At 41.6% G+C, this 14809-nt stretch carries 15 protein-coding genes; 12 read left to right on the plus strand and 3 right to left on the minus strand.

Annotated elements, in window-relative coordinates:
* Positions 1-46 precede the first annotated feature (46 nt).
* The 9 genes from ACE01R_RS00385 to ACE01R_RS00425 all read left to right on the plus strand — a co-directional run bounded on the left by ACE01R_RS00385 (position 47) and on the right by ACE01R_RS00425 (position 9286).
* Entirely contained in the window at positions 47-1057 is a 1011-nt protein-coding gene (locus ACE01R_RS00385; protein ID WP_395543991.1) for a quinone-dependent dihydroorotate dehydrogenase, read from the plus strand.
* On the plus strand, positions 1054-1638 hold the full coding sequence (locus tag ACE01R_RS00390; protein ID WP_395543993.1) for a CvpA family protein: 585 nt from the start codon (positions 1054-1056) through the stop codon (positions 1636-1638). The genes ACE01R_RS00385 and ACE01R_RS00390 overlap by 4 nt, the downstream gene beginning before the upstream one ends.
* A 24-nt stretch (positions 1639-1662) precedes the next feature.
* Positions 1663-3201, plus strand: a complete 1539-nt coding sequence (gene purF, locus ACE01R_RS00395; protein WP_395543997.1) for an amidophosphoribosyltransferase — start codon at positions 1663-1665, stop codon at positions 3199-3201.
* 129 nt (positions 3202-3330) lie between these two features.
* A complete protein-coding gene (locus ACE01R_RS00400; protein WP_395544004.1) occupies positions 3331-5181 on the plus strand; it encodes a M48 family metalloprotease in 1851 nt (616 codons plus the stop codon).
* A 97-nt stretch (positions 5182-5278) separates the two neighbouring features.
* Positions 5279-5941, plus strand: a complete 663-nt coding sequence (locus ACE01R_RS00405) for a hypothetical protein (protein WP_395544006.1) — start codon at positions 5279-5281, stop codon at positions 5939-5941.
* On the plus strand, positions 5938-6906 hold the full coding sequence (locus ACE01R_RS00410; RefSeq protein WP_395544011.1) for a 2-hydroxyacid dehydrogenase: 969 nt from the start codon (positions 5938-5940) through the stop codon (positions 6904-6906). Before ACE01R_RS00405 ends, ACE01R_RS00410 begins: the two co-directional genes overlap by 4 nt.
* Before the next feature lie 130 nt (positions 6907-7036).
* A complete protein-coding gene (locus ACE01R_RS00415) occupies positions 7037-8431 on the plus strand; it encodes a M48 family metalloprotease (protein WP_395544012.1) in 1395 nt (464 codons plus the stop codon).
* Between the two features lie 46 nt (positions 8432-8477).
* Positions 8478-8846, plus strand: a complete 369-nt coding sequence (locus ACE01R_RS00420) for a GFA family protein (protein ID WP_395544021.1) — start codon at positions 8478-8480, stop codon at positions 8844-8846.
* An 80-nt stretch (positions 8847-8926) separates the two neighbouring features.
* Positions 8927-9286, plus strand: a complete 360-nt coding sequence (locus tag ACE01R_RS00425) for a hypothetical protein (RefSeq protein ID WP_395544033.1) — start codon at positions 8927-8929, stop codon at positions 9284-9286.
* 170 nt (positions 9287-9456) lie between these two features.
* Here ACE01R_RS00425 and ACE01R_RS00430 read toward each other — a convergent pair whose 3' ends face one another.
* Both ACE01R_RS00430 and rpsU read right to left on the minus strand, forming a co-directional pair.
* Positions 9457-9903, minus strand: a complete 447-nt coding sequence (locus ACE01R_RS00430; protein WP_395544038.1) for a GatB/YqeY domain-containing protein — start codon at positions 9901-9903, stop codon at positions 9457-9459.
* 33 nt (positions 9904-9936) lie between these two features.
* Positions 9937-10152 carry a 30S ribosomal protein S21 gene (rpsU, locus tag ACE01R_RS00435; protein WP_001136722.1) on the minus strand — a complete coding sequence of 72 codons (216 nt, stop codon included), beginning with the start codon at positions 10150-10152 and terminating at the stop codon, positions 9937-9939.
* Between the two features lie 146 nt (positions 10153-10298).
* Between rpsU and tsaD the strand changes: the two genes are divergently transcribed.
* Entirely contained in the window at positions 10299-11315 is a 1017-nt protein-coding gene (gene tsaD / locus ACE01R_RS00440) for a tRNA (adenosine(37)-N6)-threonylcarbamoyltransferase complex transferase subunit TsaD (RefSeq protein ID WP_395544045.1), read from the plus strand.
* Positions 11316-11406: 91 nt separating this feature from the next.
* Here tsaD and ACE01R_RS00445 read toward each other — a convergent pair whose 3' ends face one another.
* Positions 11407-12279 (minus strand): ATP-binding protein, encoded by an 873-nt coding sequence (locus ACE01R_RS00445; protein ID WP_395544048.1) that lies wholly within the window; start codon positions 12277-12279, stop codon positions 11407-11409.
* Positions 12280-12470: 191 nt separating this feature from the next.
* Between ACE01R_RS00445 and ACE01R_RS00450 the strand changes: the two genes are divergently transcribed.
* Together ACE01R_RS00450 and ACE01R_RS00455 are read left to right on the plus strand one after the other, a co-directional pair.
* Positions 12471-13982, plus strand: a complete 1512-nt coding sequence (locus ACE01R_RS00450) for a DUF3336 domain-containing protein (protein WP_395544049.1) — start codon at positions 12471-12473, stop codon at positions 13980-13982.
* On the plus strand, positions 13942-14799 hold the full coding sequence (locus tag ACE01R_RS00455; protein ID WP_395544050.1) for a protein kinase: 858 nt from the start codon (positions 13942-13944) through the stop codon (positions 14797-14799). Before ACE01R_RS00450 ends, ACE01R_RS00455 begins: the two co-directional genes overlap by 41 nt.
* Positions 14800-14809: the final 10 nt, after the last annotated feature.

A 14809-nucleotide genomic window follows, 5' to 3' on the forward strand; every position in this document is an offset into this window, starting at 1 on the left:
TATGCCTATAATATGGCGACTTAAAAAGCAGTAGACTTTTATAGATATGTTGTATTCTCTTGCCCGCCCTTTGTTGTTTTCTTTAGCACCGGAGCGTGCACATGAGCTAACATTATCGTTATTGAAATCAGCTCATCGCATGGGCATGATGCGTCAAAACGTAGCGTCCAAACCTGTGACCTGTATGGGGATTGAATTTCCCAATCCGGTAGGTTTGGCAGCCGGTTTAGACAAAAATGGCGCTTATATTGATGCCCTGGCTGGACTGGGGTTTGGTTTTATTGAAATTGGAACCATTACACCGCGCCCACAAGCGGGTAATCCGCATCCCCGTTTATTCCGGTTGCCTGAAGCTAAAGCCATTATTAACCGTATGGGTTTTAATAATGACGGGGTAGACAAACTGGTTGAAAATGTCAAAGCTGCAAAATTCAAAGGCATTTTAGGCATTAATATTGGTAAAAATGCCGATACTCCTGTTGAAAATGCAGTTGATGACTATCTGATTTGCCTGGAAAAAGTCTACAACTACGCCTCTTATATCACGGTCAATATTTCCTCACCAAATACTAAAAACTTGCGTAGCCTGCAAAGTGGTGATGCCCTCACTGAATTGTTACAAACCTTAAGAAAGCGTCAACTTGAACTGGCGGAAGAGCATCAGCATTATGTCCCTTTAGTTCTTAAAGTTGCGCCAGATCTGACTGCTGAAGATATCGAGTTTATTGCTAAACAATTGCTTCAGTTTAAAATTGATGGTTTGATTGTCACCAATACCACCTTGTCACGTGAAGGTGTAGAAAACCTGAAACATGGTGATGAAGCAGGGGGCTTGTCTGGTGCTCCAGTATTTGAAAAAAGTACCGCTTGTCTTGCAGCTTTTGCTAAAGTATTGAAAGGGCAGATTCCATTGATTGGTGTAGGCGGGATTTTGTCGGGCGAACAGGCCGTTGCGAAACAACAGGCAGGTGCCAGCCTTGTACAAATTTATAGTGGCCTCATATATACGGGTCCAACCTTGGTTAAAGATTGTGTTGATGCTTTAAACACGCCATGAATACACTGGATATCTTCATACTGATTATTTTGCTCATTGGAGGGCTCAACGGTTTGCGACAAGGATTGGTTTCAGCCTTTGCGAACTTGGTAGGATGGGTTTTTGCGCTGGTCATCGGTGCAAAATACGCAGCTATCCTGGCACCTTCGATGGTCTCACTCAGTGCAGATCCAGTGGTACAAAAAATTGCAGCTTTTGCATTTATTGTATTGGTGATGGTGGTTTTAACCTGGATTATTACCGCATTACTTAACAAGATATTAAAGAGTCTAAAACTTGGCCCCCTCAACAGATTGGCGGGCGGTGCTTTTGGCTCTTTAAAGGGTTTATTGATTGTACTCATTACAATGCAGGGTCTGGGTCCTTGGGTGGAAAGTTCTCCGCATTGGAAACAATCTAAATTTGTACAACTTCTTATTCCTTATGCACCCTGGGCGACCGAACTTTCTAAAGAAGCGGCGCAAGGGGCACTTGCTCATATCAAGTCTGAAGATACAGCGTCATCTTCCGACACAACGTCTGAAAAAACGCAGAAGCATGCAGCGCGTACAGGCGAATCAACAAATAATCCTTTTTATTAATCCTAGCTTGTTTGCGAGGTTGCTATGTGTGGAGTAGTTGGTATAGCTGGTAAGTCACCCGTTAACCAAATGTTGTTTGATGCATTGACGATGTTACAGCATCGTGGTCAGGATGCAGCCGGAATAGTAACTTGTCATGAAGGACGGCTGTTCCTGCGTAAAGACAACGGTATGGTGCGAGATGTCTTCCATACGCGTCACATGCGTGCACTGCTAGGTAATTACGGTATTGGTCATGTGCGTTATCCGACAGCGGGTTCTTCAAGTAGTGCAGAAGCACAGCCATTTTACGTGAACTCGCCTTACGGTATTACTTTGGCGCATAACGGTAACTTGACCAATGCTGAAGAAATTCATGAAGATTTGTTTAAAACAGATCTTCGTCATATGAATACCGACTCGGATTCTGAAGTGCTGTTAAACGTTTTTGCACATGAAATGCACAAGAACGGCAAATTGAATCCATCACCGGATGATATCTTTGAGGTGGTGTCGCGTGTACATGAGCGCTGCAAGGGTGCTTATGGTGTAGTTGCCATGATTACTGGACATGGTCTGGTGGGTTTCCGTGACCCAAATGGTATTCGTCCACTGATCTATGGTTCGCGTGAAACTGAAAAAGGTATTGAATATATCATTGCTTCCGAGTCTGTAGCGATTACCGCTTTAGGCTTTAAGGTTGAACGTGATATTGAACCAGGCGAAGCCATTTTGATTACTTCAAAGGGTGAGTTGTTTAGCAAGCAATGTGCGGAAAATCCTGAATATCGTCCTTGTATTTTCGAATATGTGTATTTTGCACGTCCAGATGCAATCATCGATGGCATTTCAGTGTATAAAGCACGTTTAAAGATGGGCGAAAAGCTTGCCAACAAGATTATCCGTGAATGGGGTGATGAGCACGACATCGACGTGGTTATTCCAATTCCAGATACTTCTCGTACTTCTGCTTTGGAACTGGCAAATAGTTTGGGGGTTAAGTTCCGTGAAGGTTTTGTGAAAAACCGTTATATCGGACGTACCTTCATTATGCCTGGCCAGAAGCAGCGTGAGAAATCAGTACGTCAAAAGCTAAACCCGGTTGAACTGGAGTTTAAAGGCAAAAACGTTTTACTGGTGGATGACTCGATTGTACGTGGTACGACCTGTAACGAAATTATTCAAATGGCACGTGATGCCGGTGCGAAAAAAGTATTCTTTGCTTCAGCTGCACCGATGGTGAAATATCCAAACGTGTACGGTATTGATATGCCTGCAAAAGCAGAATTGATTGCATCGAATCGTAGTGTTGAAGAAATTCGTGAAATTATTGGTGCTGACCGTTTAATTTTCCAGGATCTGGAAGATTTAAAAGGCGCAGTTCGTACCAGCAAGGTGCCGGCATTACAAGAGTTTGACTGTTCTGTGTTTGACGGTGTATATGTGGCAGGTGGTATTGATGAAGCTTATCTTGATGAACTTGAGAGCAAGCGTAATGATTCTGCTAAAAAATCCCAAGGCGGTTATATTGATGTCAATATCGATGCGGCATCAGTAGACTTGACTGGGGTGAAAGAAGAATAAATTCTTCTTTCATACTATGAAAAGCGGGAAATTCCCGCTTTTTTAATTTATGATAGGTGAATAAATACAATGTAATACAGGAACTTTACATTGAAGTATGTGGGTTATTCTTTCATAAAAAATAAAAATATGGTTTGGTCTGCAAGTGTCTGTATGCTTGCGGTACTGCTTTCGCTATTTATTTTAAATACTATTGTCGGATTAAACGTTTTTTATTTTGACCAAACTCAATCTATTTTCTGGCATGTACTCAGTCCTTATCTCATTGTGCTCTTACTGAGCGTGATGACTATTTCTGTGCTGTATGAGTTTTATGTGTTTCGTTCAGGTGGACACTCACTGGCAAAACAGTTGGGAGCACGTCGCTTAAGCCTTATTGAAAGTATTCCTGAAGAAAGTATTGCACTTAAAATTACCGAACAACTGGCTGATACTTTTTTAATTGATGCTCCAGCAGTATACGTACTTCCTGATGAAGTAGGCGTGAATGCACTTACAGCAGGGTCCTATCCACCTAATATTGTGATTATTTTGACTTGGGGTGCTTTACAGAATTTGGATGAATTGGAACTTTATGGCTTGCTCAGTCATGAGTTTAATAAAATTTTATCTGGTGAAACCGCTGAAAATACCCGTTTAAAAATTCTCTACAGTAGCCTGACCACGTTTAGTCAGTGGGGCAGTAAAATTGCCAAACTGGGCTTTACCAAGCATGGTCAGGCACATACACATAAATTAGCGACTTCCTTTGTGGCGATGGGTGGGGTGATCTGGCTGATTGGAAGCCTGGGTGTTTTGGTTACCCGATTTATTAAATATATTTCACTGGGTGGTCGTACTTTTAGAAATGACCAAAAAACCAGACGCCTGATTCAAAACGATGCCAATGTACAAACCTTGCTCAGAATTTATGTGCATCATTCAGGTTCGCAGATTCATAGCGAATATGCCGAATCTATTTCGCATATGTGTTTTGCTAACTCATTAAGTCCACAAAACTGGATGAATATTCATCCCAGTATCGAACAGCGTATTTATGAATTGAACCCTGGGCTGGTGCAGGATTTACAACTTGAAAATTTAAAAAAATTGCGGAATCAGCCATTATTTAGTCTGTTTCGTTCGCTTGATGAACTGAATAGTGAAGTATATACACCGTGGAGCTCACCACAGCCCTTGCCATTGCTGCGTTTATCACCGATTAGTTTTGCCATTAATGATGCGATCAAGCCTTTAAATCCGGAAATTCGCGACAACATGCAGCGTCCTGAGCTGATCCAGCGTGCCCTGCAAACTGCAACAGGTTCACGAGAAGTGATGGTGGCGATTTTAATGATCCGTCAGTACCGTGAATTTATTCCTGCCGAGGCCGAAGTCAGTCGTGCAATTGTGGATTCATTGCTGCATTTGGATGGTCGGGTACATATCTCGATCTTTCATGAAGCCTGTAAAAATATTGGCACGATGCCTGCGACCATTGCACGACAGTTTTTAATGAAACTAGCGCGAATTATTCAGGAAGATGGTGAAATTGGTCTACTGGATGCCTTGTTGCTGGAATGTGTGAAATATGAATTAAATCTGCTGCCCCTGCATACCCCGACATCACTGGAAGACGTTAAACCGCAGATCGTGCGTTTGATAGATGCCTTGTTACATGTACAGCAGATTAATAGCCAGAATCAGCTTGATGTACGTAAAAAAATTCTCCATCGGGTGCTGACGGGGCAAGAACTGGAAATGTATGCTGAAATTTCGGATGAACCGATCGATTTGGCAGAAATCTTAAATGATATTGCAGGTTTGCTGCTTCGTGACCGTTTAAGTATTTTAGGTGTTGCTGAATTGTGTTTATGGAATGATCGTATTATTACTCAGGATGAGCTTGATGTACTGCAACTGCTGTATTGGCGTTTTGGTTTTGAAACCGATGAAATTGTCGAGTTGATGCAGAAGAAAAACAGTTTGATGATTGTCTAGACAAGCTGCGATAAAATTGGTGATGATTCAATAAAAGCACAGCAAAAAATCAGTAATCTCGTTAGAATACCAAGTATTCAATTGGTGATGAAAAAAGATGATAGGGCATCAGCGTGACATATTGGCAACATTGGGGATCGATATCTGGATTCCTCGGGATGTTGCATGTCAAAAATTGCCATCTTCATCACTCTGGCGAGATCAGGCTGCACCTGAATATCAGACTGAAATTGTGCTGGCAAAAGCGCCGGCCGTATTGCCATTAGAGCTTAAAATAGACCAAAAGCCAGAGCCTAAACCTGACTTGTTGGACACTTCGGTTTCCACAAACGTTGAAAAAGTGGAAGTTGTCACTGAGGTTATTGCAGAGCGTGCAGCACTGCAAATTGCAGCTTTCCAGTTACAGGCCTTGAGTTTGCCGCATTGTGTCATTGTTGTCGAAGCAACCGAAATCACAGCAGAACAACAGCAACTTTGGAATAATATCCAGCATGCAGTAGCGGCTGAATATTATGAATTGCAGTGGCCATTTCCTTTAATGAATTTTCAGGATGGTCATGGCGCGGAAAGTTATGTGCAAGGCTTTCTTGATGCAATAAGTGCAGATAAAAACATTATTTTTCTCGGGCAATGTGCTTATTTTGAACATTCAAAAAGTATTAGTCTGGCTGGCTTGCAGGAAATGCTGGATCAGCCCTTATTAAAAAAACGCTTGTGGCAGTTTATGCAAAAATCGCCTCAAAACACGGATGGAACATGAACAAGAAAGTCGTGGTTTTTAGCCAGTTAGATCAGGAAATCCTTCAACGATTACAACAACAATATCATGTAGTCCTCATTAACCCGAAACAGGGTGATGTGAATGAACAAATACGTGAACAGGTTAAAGATGCCGATGCAATGATTGGTGCAGGGCGTTTACTCAATGAGAGTAATTTGGCCACGGCACAGCAACTTAAAATTATTTCCAGTGTTAGTGTGGGATATGATAATTATGATCTGGCCTATTTAAACCAGAAAAAAATCTGGTTATCCAATACCCCGCATGTATTAACTGAAAGCACTGCTGATTTGGCTTTTAGCCTGCTGTTGAGTGCAGCACGTAAAGTTCCGGCTCTGGATCGGTGGACCAAGCAGGGCAATTGGCAACGTACTGTGGGCCAAGCACAATTCGGGCAAGATGTGTTCGGTAAAACCTTAGGTATTGTCGGTTTAGGCAATATCGGCGCTGCGATTGCACGCCGTGGTTTTTATGGTTTTAACATGAATATTCTTTATCATAACCGTCGTGAGAAACTGGAACTGGCCCAGCCTTTAAATGCCTGTTATTGTGAGCTGGATGAATTGTTACAGCAGTCAGATTTTGTAGTGGTTGCTGTGGATTTAAATGCAGAATCCAAGGCATTGATTGGACAGCACGAGTTCGATCAAATGCAGCCGCATGCGGTTTTTGTCAATATTGCCCGTGGTTCCGTGGTGGATGAGCAGGCACTCATTGATGCGCTAAAAACTAGTAAAATTTTTGCCGCCGGACTGGATGTATATGCAAAAGAGCCTTTACAGGAGTCCGAACTGTTTAGCTTGGAAAATGTAGTGACTATGCCGCATGTGGGTTCTGCGACTGCAGAAACGCGTAAAAAAATGGCTGAACTGGCTTATCGTAATTTGGTGGATGCATTGGAAGGGCGCACACCGCCTTATGTAGTGAATGCTTCCTTTTCTTAAAATTTGATAACACTTCATTGCATATCCCTTCAATCTTCAATGTTATAGTCGGATAAATTGAAAAAAACAGTTTGAGAACATCACATTGAAACGGTTTTTATGGGCTTGCAACATCACTTTGATTTCAGCAATGGCATTGACGCACAGTGAAAATGTCAATTTAGCTCCGCAATTTAATGTTCCTGAAATTGGTAGCGGCGTAGGCTTGATAGACCAGCAAAAAGAAAAAATGATTGGTGAAAAAGTATTTCGTGAAGTACAGCACCAAATGCCAGTTCTGCAAAACCCGTGGTTGGAAGATCAGTTGGGGAACGTATTTTCACATATTTTAAGCCAGACTCAGCTGGGACAACCCATAGGGCTGGTGATTATCAATGACCCTCAAATTAATGCTTTTGCTGTTCCGGGTGGATTGTTTGCCATTAATACGGGAATGGTGACCTCTGCCCGAAATATGGATGAAGTGGCAGGGGTGATGGCGCATGAAGTGGCACATGTGTCACAACGTCATTACAGTCGTTCACAGGAAGCGTTTAAAGGACAAGGACTGTTGACCCTGGCTGGATTGCTGGTGGGTGCACTCATTGCCTCACAAGCGGATGGTGATGCTGGAACGGCAATCATGCTAGGGACACAGGCGGCTTTAATGGATAAGCAGCTGAACTATAGCCGTAACCAGGAGCGAGAAGCAGACCGGATTGGTATGCAGTATATGTATAGCGCAGGCTATAACCCGCAAAGCATGGCTGACTTTTTTGAAGTGATGGACCGGGCAACCAGTAAGGTTAGTTTTTTACCCGATTTCTGGTTGACTCATCCGCTTAGTACGCAGCGGATGAGTGAAGCGCGTTTAAGGGCCAATCAATTTCCTCGAGTGAAATCGAATTTGCATGATGAGGATTTTGAAATTCTGAAATGGTATAGCCGGGTCATTTCTAACCAAACCACAGAGCAACAACTTCAGGTTTTGGCGAATCGTAATAATTTTGCCGGGCAGTTGGCATTGGCTGCATTTTATCTTAAACAGGGCGATTATGTTTTAGCGCAGCAGGTCTTGGATCAGGCAAAAAAACATCAGCGCCTTAACAATTTATTGGTTTTAATTCAGACCGATATTTATCTGGGACAAAATAAAACCGAGCAAGCGTATCAGGCTATTCAATCCGCAGCACGGATTATGCCGGAAAATCGGGCTTTGGCTTTTAAATTGGCTGAAGTTTTGATTCGACAGAGAGATGCTGCGCAGGCGCAGAAACTGATTCAGCGATTTATCAATAAAAATCCACGTGATATTCAAGCTTGGCGTTTAATGCAGCAAACGGCCAATATAGACCGGCAGTCAGCGTTTAGGACGGTGAATGTGCTGCGTTATCGGGCGGAAGTGGAATACTGGTCAGGATCGGAAGAAAATGCGATTAAGTCCTTATTGCATGCACAGCGCCTGATTAAAGATAATGCGGTGTTGGCTGCAAAATTAAAAACACGGATTCAAGAAATGCAAAAAGAGCGGCAGTTAAGAATCTAATTGCAGATGATTATTTTGCAGTAATAATAAAAATAAGGAGTGGCACATGCTAGAAGGTCAATGCTTATGTGGAAGAGTGAAGTATTGTTATGATGGTGAAATTGAAAAAACTATCATCTGTTACTGTAAAGATTGTCAAATGGCCCAAGGCTCAATCTTTGGCTGGAATAGTCCCTTACAGAAATCAAAATTTGAAATTACCACTGGGATTAAATTTCTAAAAGAATATTTACATAGCCCGAATAAAGCACGGGTTTTTTGTCAGGAATGCGGCAGCCCGATTTATTCATATCACGTCGATTTACCTGACATCATTCGTTTGCGTTTGGGAACGGTCACGCAAGGGTATTTACCCGCACCTTCCGAGCAAGCCTATATTCAATATAAACCTGATTTTCTACATATAGATGAATAAAATCTGCAGCTGAAATGATGAGGCTTATGATAATCTTTATGGGTTGTATATTTCGAATAACGAACAGTATTGATTGATTTATGAAAAAAATATTATTGGCTTTATGGCTGTTGGGGTGTGTGGGATCAAATATGGCTGTTGCAAGTGTAGAGCAATATGTTGCGGCCGTGGATCAAATCTCTGAGCAGTATAAGCAGGAGAGCAGAAACTTTTTTAGAAGTTTAAATGCGCAGCAGGCAAGCTTTACGCCACAGCAGCAAGCACAATATTGTGCAATAGTGGGACGTTATATTGATAGTTTGTATCAGGCGGCAGATCAGAACAGGGAATCTTTAGATCGTCAATTTAGACAGATGACCAGGCAAGATGTGATTAACCAAGTGATGTCGTCAAAAGAAATGCTGATTTTGAAAAAATATAATATTCAGTGCAATTTTTAGAAATCCATCTGCTGTTTAGATGACTGGGCTAAAAAAATACAATAAAAGAAGACGATGTGGAAAAATTTAAATAAGGGAATGTTTTATTGATTTAGGGCTATTTAACCAGGTTGTTAAATAGTCCAAACCAAACAATTGAATTTTATTTTGATAAATCAGGTTATGAAAGATTAAGAAAGTTTCGCTTTAATTTTAGCTGAAACTTGTGCAGGATCGGCACGCCCGGCTATGAGCGGACGTAGAGAGTTCATCACCTTACCCATATCTTTCATGCTAGTAGCTTCTTGCGCAGCAATAGTTTGCGCAATGATAGAATCAAGCTCTTCCTCAGTCATAGCTTCTGGTAGAAATTGAGATAAAACTTCAATTTCGGCTTGTTCTTTACTAGCTAAATCATCACGGCCAGCACCTTCAAAGGCTTTAACCGATTCTTTTCGTTGTTTGATTTGCTTTTCAATGACCGCAAGAACCTGAGCGTCGTCAAGTTCTTTACGCTCATCGACTTCGATTTGCTTAATTGCCGCCTGTAGACCACGTATTACCGTTAACTTATCCATTTCTTTAGCACGCATAGTTGCTTTCAAAACTTCAGTTATCTGGTTTTTTAAAGTAGTCATTATTTATTCCAAGCAGTCAATCACAAATTAATCTTAGTAAAGGCGAGTAGTACGTACTGATTCACGCGCCAATTTCTTTTGGTAGCGTTTAACAGCAGCAGCTTTTTTACGTTTACGTTCTTGAGTTGGTTTTTCGTAGAATTCACGTTTACGAACGTCAGCTAAAACACCCGCTTTTTCGCATGAGCGTTTGAAACGACGGATAGCTACGTCTACTGGTTCGCCTTCTTTCAATTTAACTTGTGGCATGAAGAATCCTCATTAAGTTATGGATAAGATCTGCGGCACGATTGCCTTAGATCACAAGTGAAGGACAGTATTTTACTCATTTACATCTCATATCACAAGTCTATAATAGCTTTAGCAATATTTAGATACGGGTAAAAGGCAGTTTAATGATCGTTCTGGGCTTGGAAACTTCTTGTGATGAAACCGGGTTAGCACTCTATGACAGTGAAGTCGGCTTAATAGGACAGGTGTTATATAGTCAGATTAAACTGCATGCCGAATATGGCGGCGTGGTTCCTGAATTGGCTTCCCGTGATCATGTGCGCAAGTTAATTCCTTTAATTAATCAATTGCTTGAACAAAGTAATGTAAAAAAATCAGACATTGATGCAGTTGCCTATACACGTGGTCCGGGCTTGATGGGTGCGTTGATGACGGGAGCCTTGTTTGGCCGGACTTTGGCTTTTGCGCTGAATAAACCGGCGATTGGTGTGCATCATATGGAGGGTCATATGCTGGCGCCATTGTTGTCCAAAACTCCGCCAGAATTTCCGTTTGTCGCTTTATTGGTCTCTGGTGGTCATACCCAGCTCATGGCAGCACATGGTATTGGTCAGTATGAATTGCTGGGTGAGTCGATTGACGATGCGGCCGGTGAAGCATTCGATAAAGTGGCCAAGATGATGGGCCTGCCATATCCGGGTGGTCCAAATATTTCACGTCTTGCAGAACAGGGCGATGCTAAAGCTTTTGATTTTCCACGTCCGATGTTACACCAAGGTCTGGACTTTTCATTTAGCGGTTTAAAAACGGCTGTTTCAATTCAGTTGAAAAAAGTGGAAGGCCAAGGTCGTGAAGCGGATATTGCGGCAAGTTTTCAGGAAGCTTTGGTCGATACACTGGTTAAAAAATCAGTGAAAACCTTGAAGCAAACGGGTTTAAAACGTTTGGTGATTGCAGGTGGTGTAAGTGCCAACAAGCGTTTACGTGAGCGTTTGGAAGCAGACTTGGCTAAGATCAAAGCAACTGTATATTATGCAGAACCTGCTTTATGTACCGATAATGGTGCGATGATTGCTTTTGCAGGTTATCAGCGATTAAAAGCAGGGCAGCATGATGGTCTGTCTGTGACGACTACGCCACGCTGGCCAATGACAGAACTGACCAATCCGAGCGAAGCTTGAATATAAAGAATTAAAAAGAGGCTCTCGCCTCTTTTTAATTCTGGAAAAGAAGACGAGAAACTCTTTTCCAGTTTTCACAAATTTAAGGTAATTATTGAGACTGAAGTAATTGTGAACCAATCCAATGTTTAGAAAACTGATAGGCAGCACGACCTGAGCGCTGTCCACGTGCCTGACACCATCTTAACGCTTCGGCGCGTACTTCATCCGTCATGGACATACCTGCTTTGGTTAAATAGTGCTGCACGATTTCCAGGTACAAGTTCTGATCCATCGGATAGAAAGACAGCCACATGCCAAAACGGTCAGACAGTGAAATTTTCTCTTCAATGGCTTCTTGCGGGTGCAGCTCTGTATATTGCGGTACATCTACACGAGTGACTGGCGTATTTTCATGCATAAACTCAGGCAGCAAATGACGACGGTTGCTGGTGGCATAAATAATAAAATTGCTTGAACCGGATTGTAATGAACCATCCAGGACACTTTTTAAACTGCGATAATTTTCATCTTCGGCGTTAAAAGCTAGGTCATCACAATAGACAATAAATTTTTCAGGACGTCCTTCAATTAATTGCTGAATGATGGGCAGATCAGCTAAATCATCACGTTCAATTTCAATTAAACGCAAGCCTTTAGATTCATACTCCGTTAACAGTGCACGTACAATTGATGATTTCCCTGTACCGCGTGAGCCTGTCAGTAGCACATCGTTGGCAGGCAAGCCTTTTAAAAATTGTCGGGTATTCTGAATCACTTTTTCTTTTTGCTTTTCAATACCTTTTAAATCGTCCAAATAGATTTTTTTAGGCTGCTGAATGGCTTTTAACTGGTGATCTTGCCACTTATATGCAGAAGCTTCAAAGTTGGTTTCTTGTTTCAGTTCAGGTAAGTTTTGCTGTAGTTGTTGGAGTACAGTAGCAAGAACTTGTAAGATATTGTCAGGTAAATCAATTGTTGCCATGATGGTTCAGCTTATATGCACAAAGTGAAAAGAAAGATTGTCTTACATGGGGACTGTATATCAAATAGTCATAGTTTGCCAATTGAATAGGGGGTATCATGATTGATGAATCACTTGTGGATTGTGCAAATATGATGTTCGATATCCGATCAGGGATAGGAAATAACAATGAAAGTGTTTGAGGGATAGATATGTTATTTAATGATTTCACAACAAATATTAATCCACATCAAGCGTACCGTATAAAAAAATTAAAAAGCCAGCTCGCTGCGGCTGAAACATATGAAGAATGGAAAAGCATCGCACTAAAAATAGACGAAGAATCCGGTGCACAAGAATGGAAATTTGACAACTGTTCACCTTATTTTGATGCTGAAATTATTTCCGAGCGATTAAGCCGGTTAAAGCGCTACCGTTTTCAAAAACGGACTGAAGATCTCATGTACATATTACGTGAAGGTTTAAGTTACGATATCGCCAATATTGCACATCCCATGCTGTTTAGTGCCACCTATGTGGGCACTAAAAAAATCATTGAAGATTATGTGGAAGAAGTCAGTGACAGCCTGGCTTACATCGCTTCGGCTGACTGTACTTGTCTGTGTCTGGAAAAAAAAATAGAGTTCTTTCAGCAGTGTAAAAAAGCTTATGGCCAGCCTGCGATCATGTTTTCAGGTGGGGCAACTTTAGGACTGTTTCATACCGGCGTATGTAAAGCACTGCTTGAACAGGATTTAATGCCTAAAGTGTTATCCGGTTCGAGTGCCGGGGCAATCATGACCACCATGCTCGGTACTTCAAAACCTTCAGATATTACCGGTCTTTTAAATGGTGAAAACTTTTTTACCGAAGCTTTTCACTTTCGTAAATTTGGTGACCTTTTAAAGGGCAACGGTGGTTTTGCCGATGTAAAATACCTGAAAAAATTCCTGCTAGAAAATCTGGGTGATGTGACATTTGAAGAAGCCTTTAAAACTTCCGGTTTACATATTAATGTCGCTGTAGCACCTTATGATACCTCACAACAAGCCCGCATCATGAATACTTATACTTCGCCAGATTTACTGGTCTGGAGTGCTGTGCTGGCATCCTGTGCTGTGCCTATCCTATTTCCACCAGTTAAACTCACCAGTAAGCGTTACGATGGCAAGTTGACACCTTATATGTCCAATACCCGCTGGGTGGATGGCAGTGTGAGGAGTGATTTCCCGCAAGAAAAAATGGCACGACTGTATAATTTAAATTACACCATTGCCAGTCAGGTGAATCCACATATTGTTCCTTTCATGCAAAGTGATGCAGAACGCTACCGTCGAGATGTGATGAGCTGGCCAGAGCGCATTGTACGTCGTCAGGGCAAAGTTATTACCAAGGGAATTATGGATTTTGCGCGTGGCCGAGTCGGAATGCTTCCTCCTGTACGCCGTTTGCTCGATCATGGTTTTGGGGTGATTGATCAAGGCTATTATGGTGATTTAAATATCGTCGGTGATTATAGCTTACGCCATTATAGTTATATGTTTCAGAACCCACGTCCATATTTGTTCAAGTTATTGCAAAGAGAAGGCGAGCGCGCAACATGGCCGAAAATATCTTCGATTGAAACTCATGCCCGTGTCGGTAAAACCATCCAGCACTGTTTGGAGCTTTTAAGTTATCAACATGATCCAGAGCAAAAAACTGCAGAATTTATTGCAGTTTAAGGATGTAGATTTTTCTAACATCTGTTTAATATCAAAGACCAAGCCCAAAAGTTTAACTTTTGGGCGTTGTTTATATACCTTTGAATATCAGCAGCAACGCTATTGGTTAAAAACCCAAAGCTTAAATAGCCATCCAAGCGTTGAAGCCGGGTTCTTGAATGAACTGGTTTTTTATCAGCAATTTTTAGATCAACCCAATTCTTCTAACTGTATGCCTGATTTTCTATTACCTTTTCAAATGATTCCTCATTATAAAAAACTGGCTGCGTTAGAAGCGGAGGGCAGTGCTGCATTGATTCTAAGCGATGCAGAGTTATTGCTCGGTGATTGTGTCAAGATGTCACTGCAACAGATCAAACAGACGTTTTTAAAGCTTTTGGATGCTGTGGATCAATTACATCAGTCAGGCTGGATTCATGGCGATTTAAAACGCGAGCACTTCGTTGAATATGAAAACCGTACATGTTTAATCGATTTTGAACAGGTACAAAAAATCAATTCAGTACAAAACCTGAAAAACCTAACTGCAACACCGCGCTATATGGCACCCGAACTTTTTCATGGTGCAGAGAAAACCGTGCAAACCGATATTTATGCTTTAGGCATTATTCTCTATGAATGGCTCAGCGCACAGCGTCTAAGTGCTAAAAATTACCAGGAATGGGCTTATTTACATTGTCAGCAGTTAAATATTGAACTGCCACAACATTTTTTGCTGTTTGAAACCTATTTACGTGGAATGTTAGCAAAGCAAAAAGAGAAGAGATTTACTGATATTTACACGATAAAACAGGGCTTACTCACTGAAATTGTTTAAGAAAAATACA

The organism is Acinetobacter sp. BSP-28, assembly GCF_044130285.1.
Classification (GTDB): domain Bacteria; phylum Pseudomonadota; class Gammaproteobacteria; order Pseudomonadales; family Moraxellaceae; genus Acinetobacter.

Bases quoted from the DNA above. Each gene is read 5' to 3' on its own strand.
- ACE01R_RS00385 (WP_395543991.1), top strand. From the start codon at position 47: ATGTTGTATTCTCTTGCCCGCCCTTTGTTGTTTTCTTTAGCACCGGAG.
- ACE01R_RS00390 (WP_395543993.1), top strand. From the start codon at position 1,054: ATGAATACACTGGATATCTTCATACTGATTATTTTGCTCATTGGAGGG.
- purF (WP_395543997.1), top strand. From the start codon at position 1,663: ATGTGTGGAGTAGTTGGTATAGCTGGTAAGTCACCCGTTAACCAAATG.
- ACE01R_RS00400 (WP_395544004.1), top strand. From the start codon at position 3,331: ATGGTTTGGTCTGCAAGTGTCTGTATGCTTGCGGTACTGCTTTCGCTA.
- ACE01R_RS00405 (WP_395544006.1), top strand. From the start codon at position 5,279: ATGATAGGGCATCAGCGTGACATATTGGCAACATTGGGGATCGATATC.
- ACE01R_RS00410 (WP_395544011.1), top strand. From the start codon at position 5,938: ATGAACAAGAAAGTCGTGGTTTTTAGCCAGTTAGATCAGGAAATCCTT.
- ACE01R_RS00415 (WP_395544012.1), top strand. From the start codon at position 7,037: ATGGCATTGACGCACAGTGAAAATGTCAATTTAGCTCCGCAATTTAAT.
- ACE01R_RS00420 (WP_395544021.1), top strand. From the start codon at position 8,478: ATGCTAGAAGGTCAATGCTTATGTGGAAGAGTGAAGTATTGTTATGAT.
- ACE01R_RS00425 (WP_395544033.1), top strand. From the start codon at position 8,927: ATGAAAAAAATATTATTGGCTTTATGGCTGTTGGGGTGTGTGGGATCA.
- ACE01R_RS00430 (WP_395544038.1), bottom strand. From the start codon at position 9,903: ATGACTACTTTAAAAAACCAGATAACTGAAGTTTTGAAAGCAACTATG.
- rpsU (WP_001136722.1), bottom strand. From the start codon at position 10,152: ATGCCACAAGTTAAATTGAAAGAAGGCGAACCAGTAGACGTAGCTATC.
- tsaD (WP_395544045.1), top strand. From the start codon at position 10,299: ATGATCGTTCTGGGCTTGGAAACTTCTTGTGATGAAACCGGGTTAGCA.
- ACE01R_RS00445 (WP_395544048.1), bottom strand. From the start codon at position 12,279: ATGGCAACAATTGATTTACCTGACAATATCTTACAAGTTCTTGCTACT.
- ACE01R_RS00450 (WP_395544049.1), top strand. From the start codon at position 12,471: ATGTTATTTAATGATTTCACAACAAATATTAATCCACATCAAGCGTAC.
- ACE01R_RS00455 (WP_395544050.1), top strand. From the start codon at position 13,942: ATGATCCAGAGCAAAAAACTGCAGAATTTATTGCAGTTTAAGGATGTA.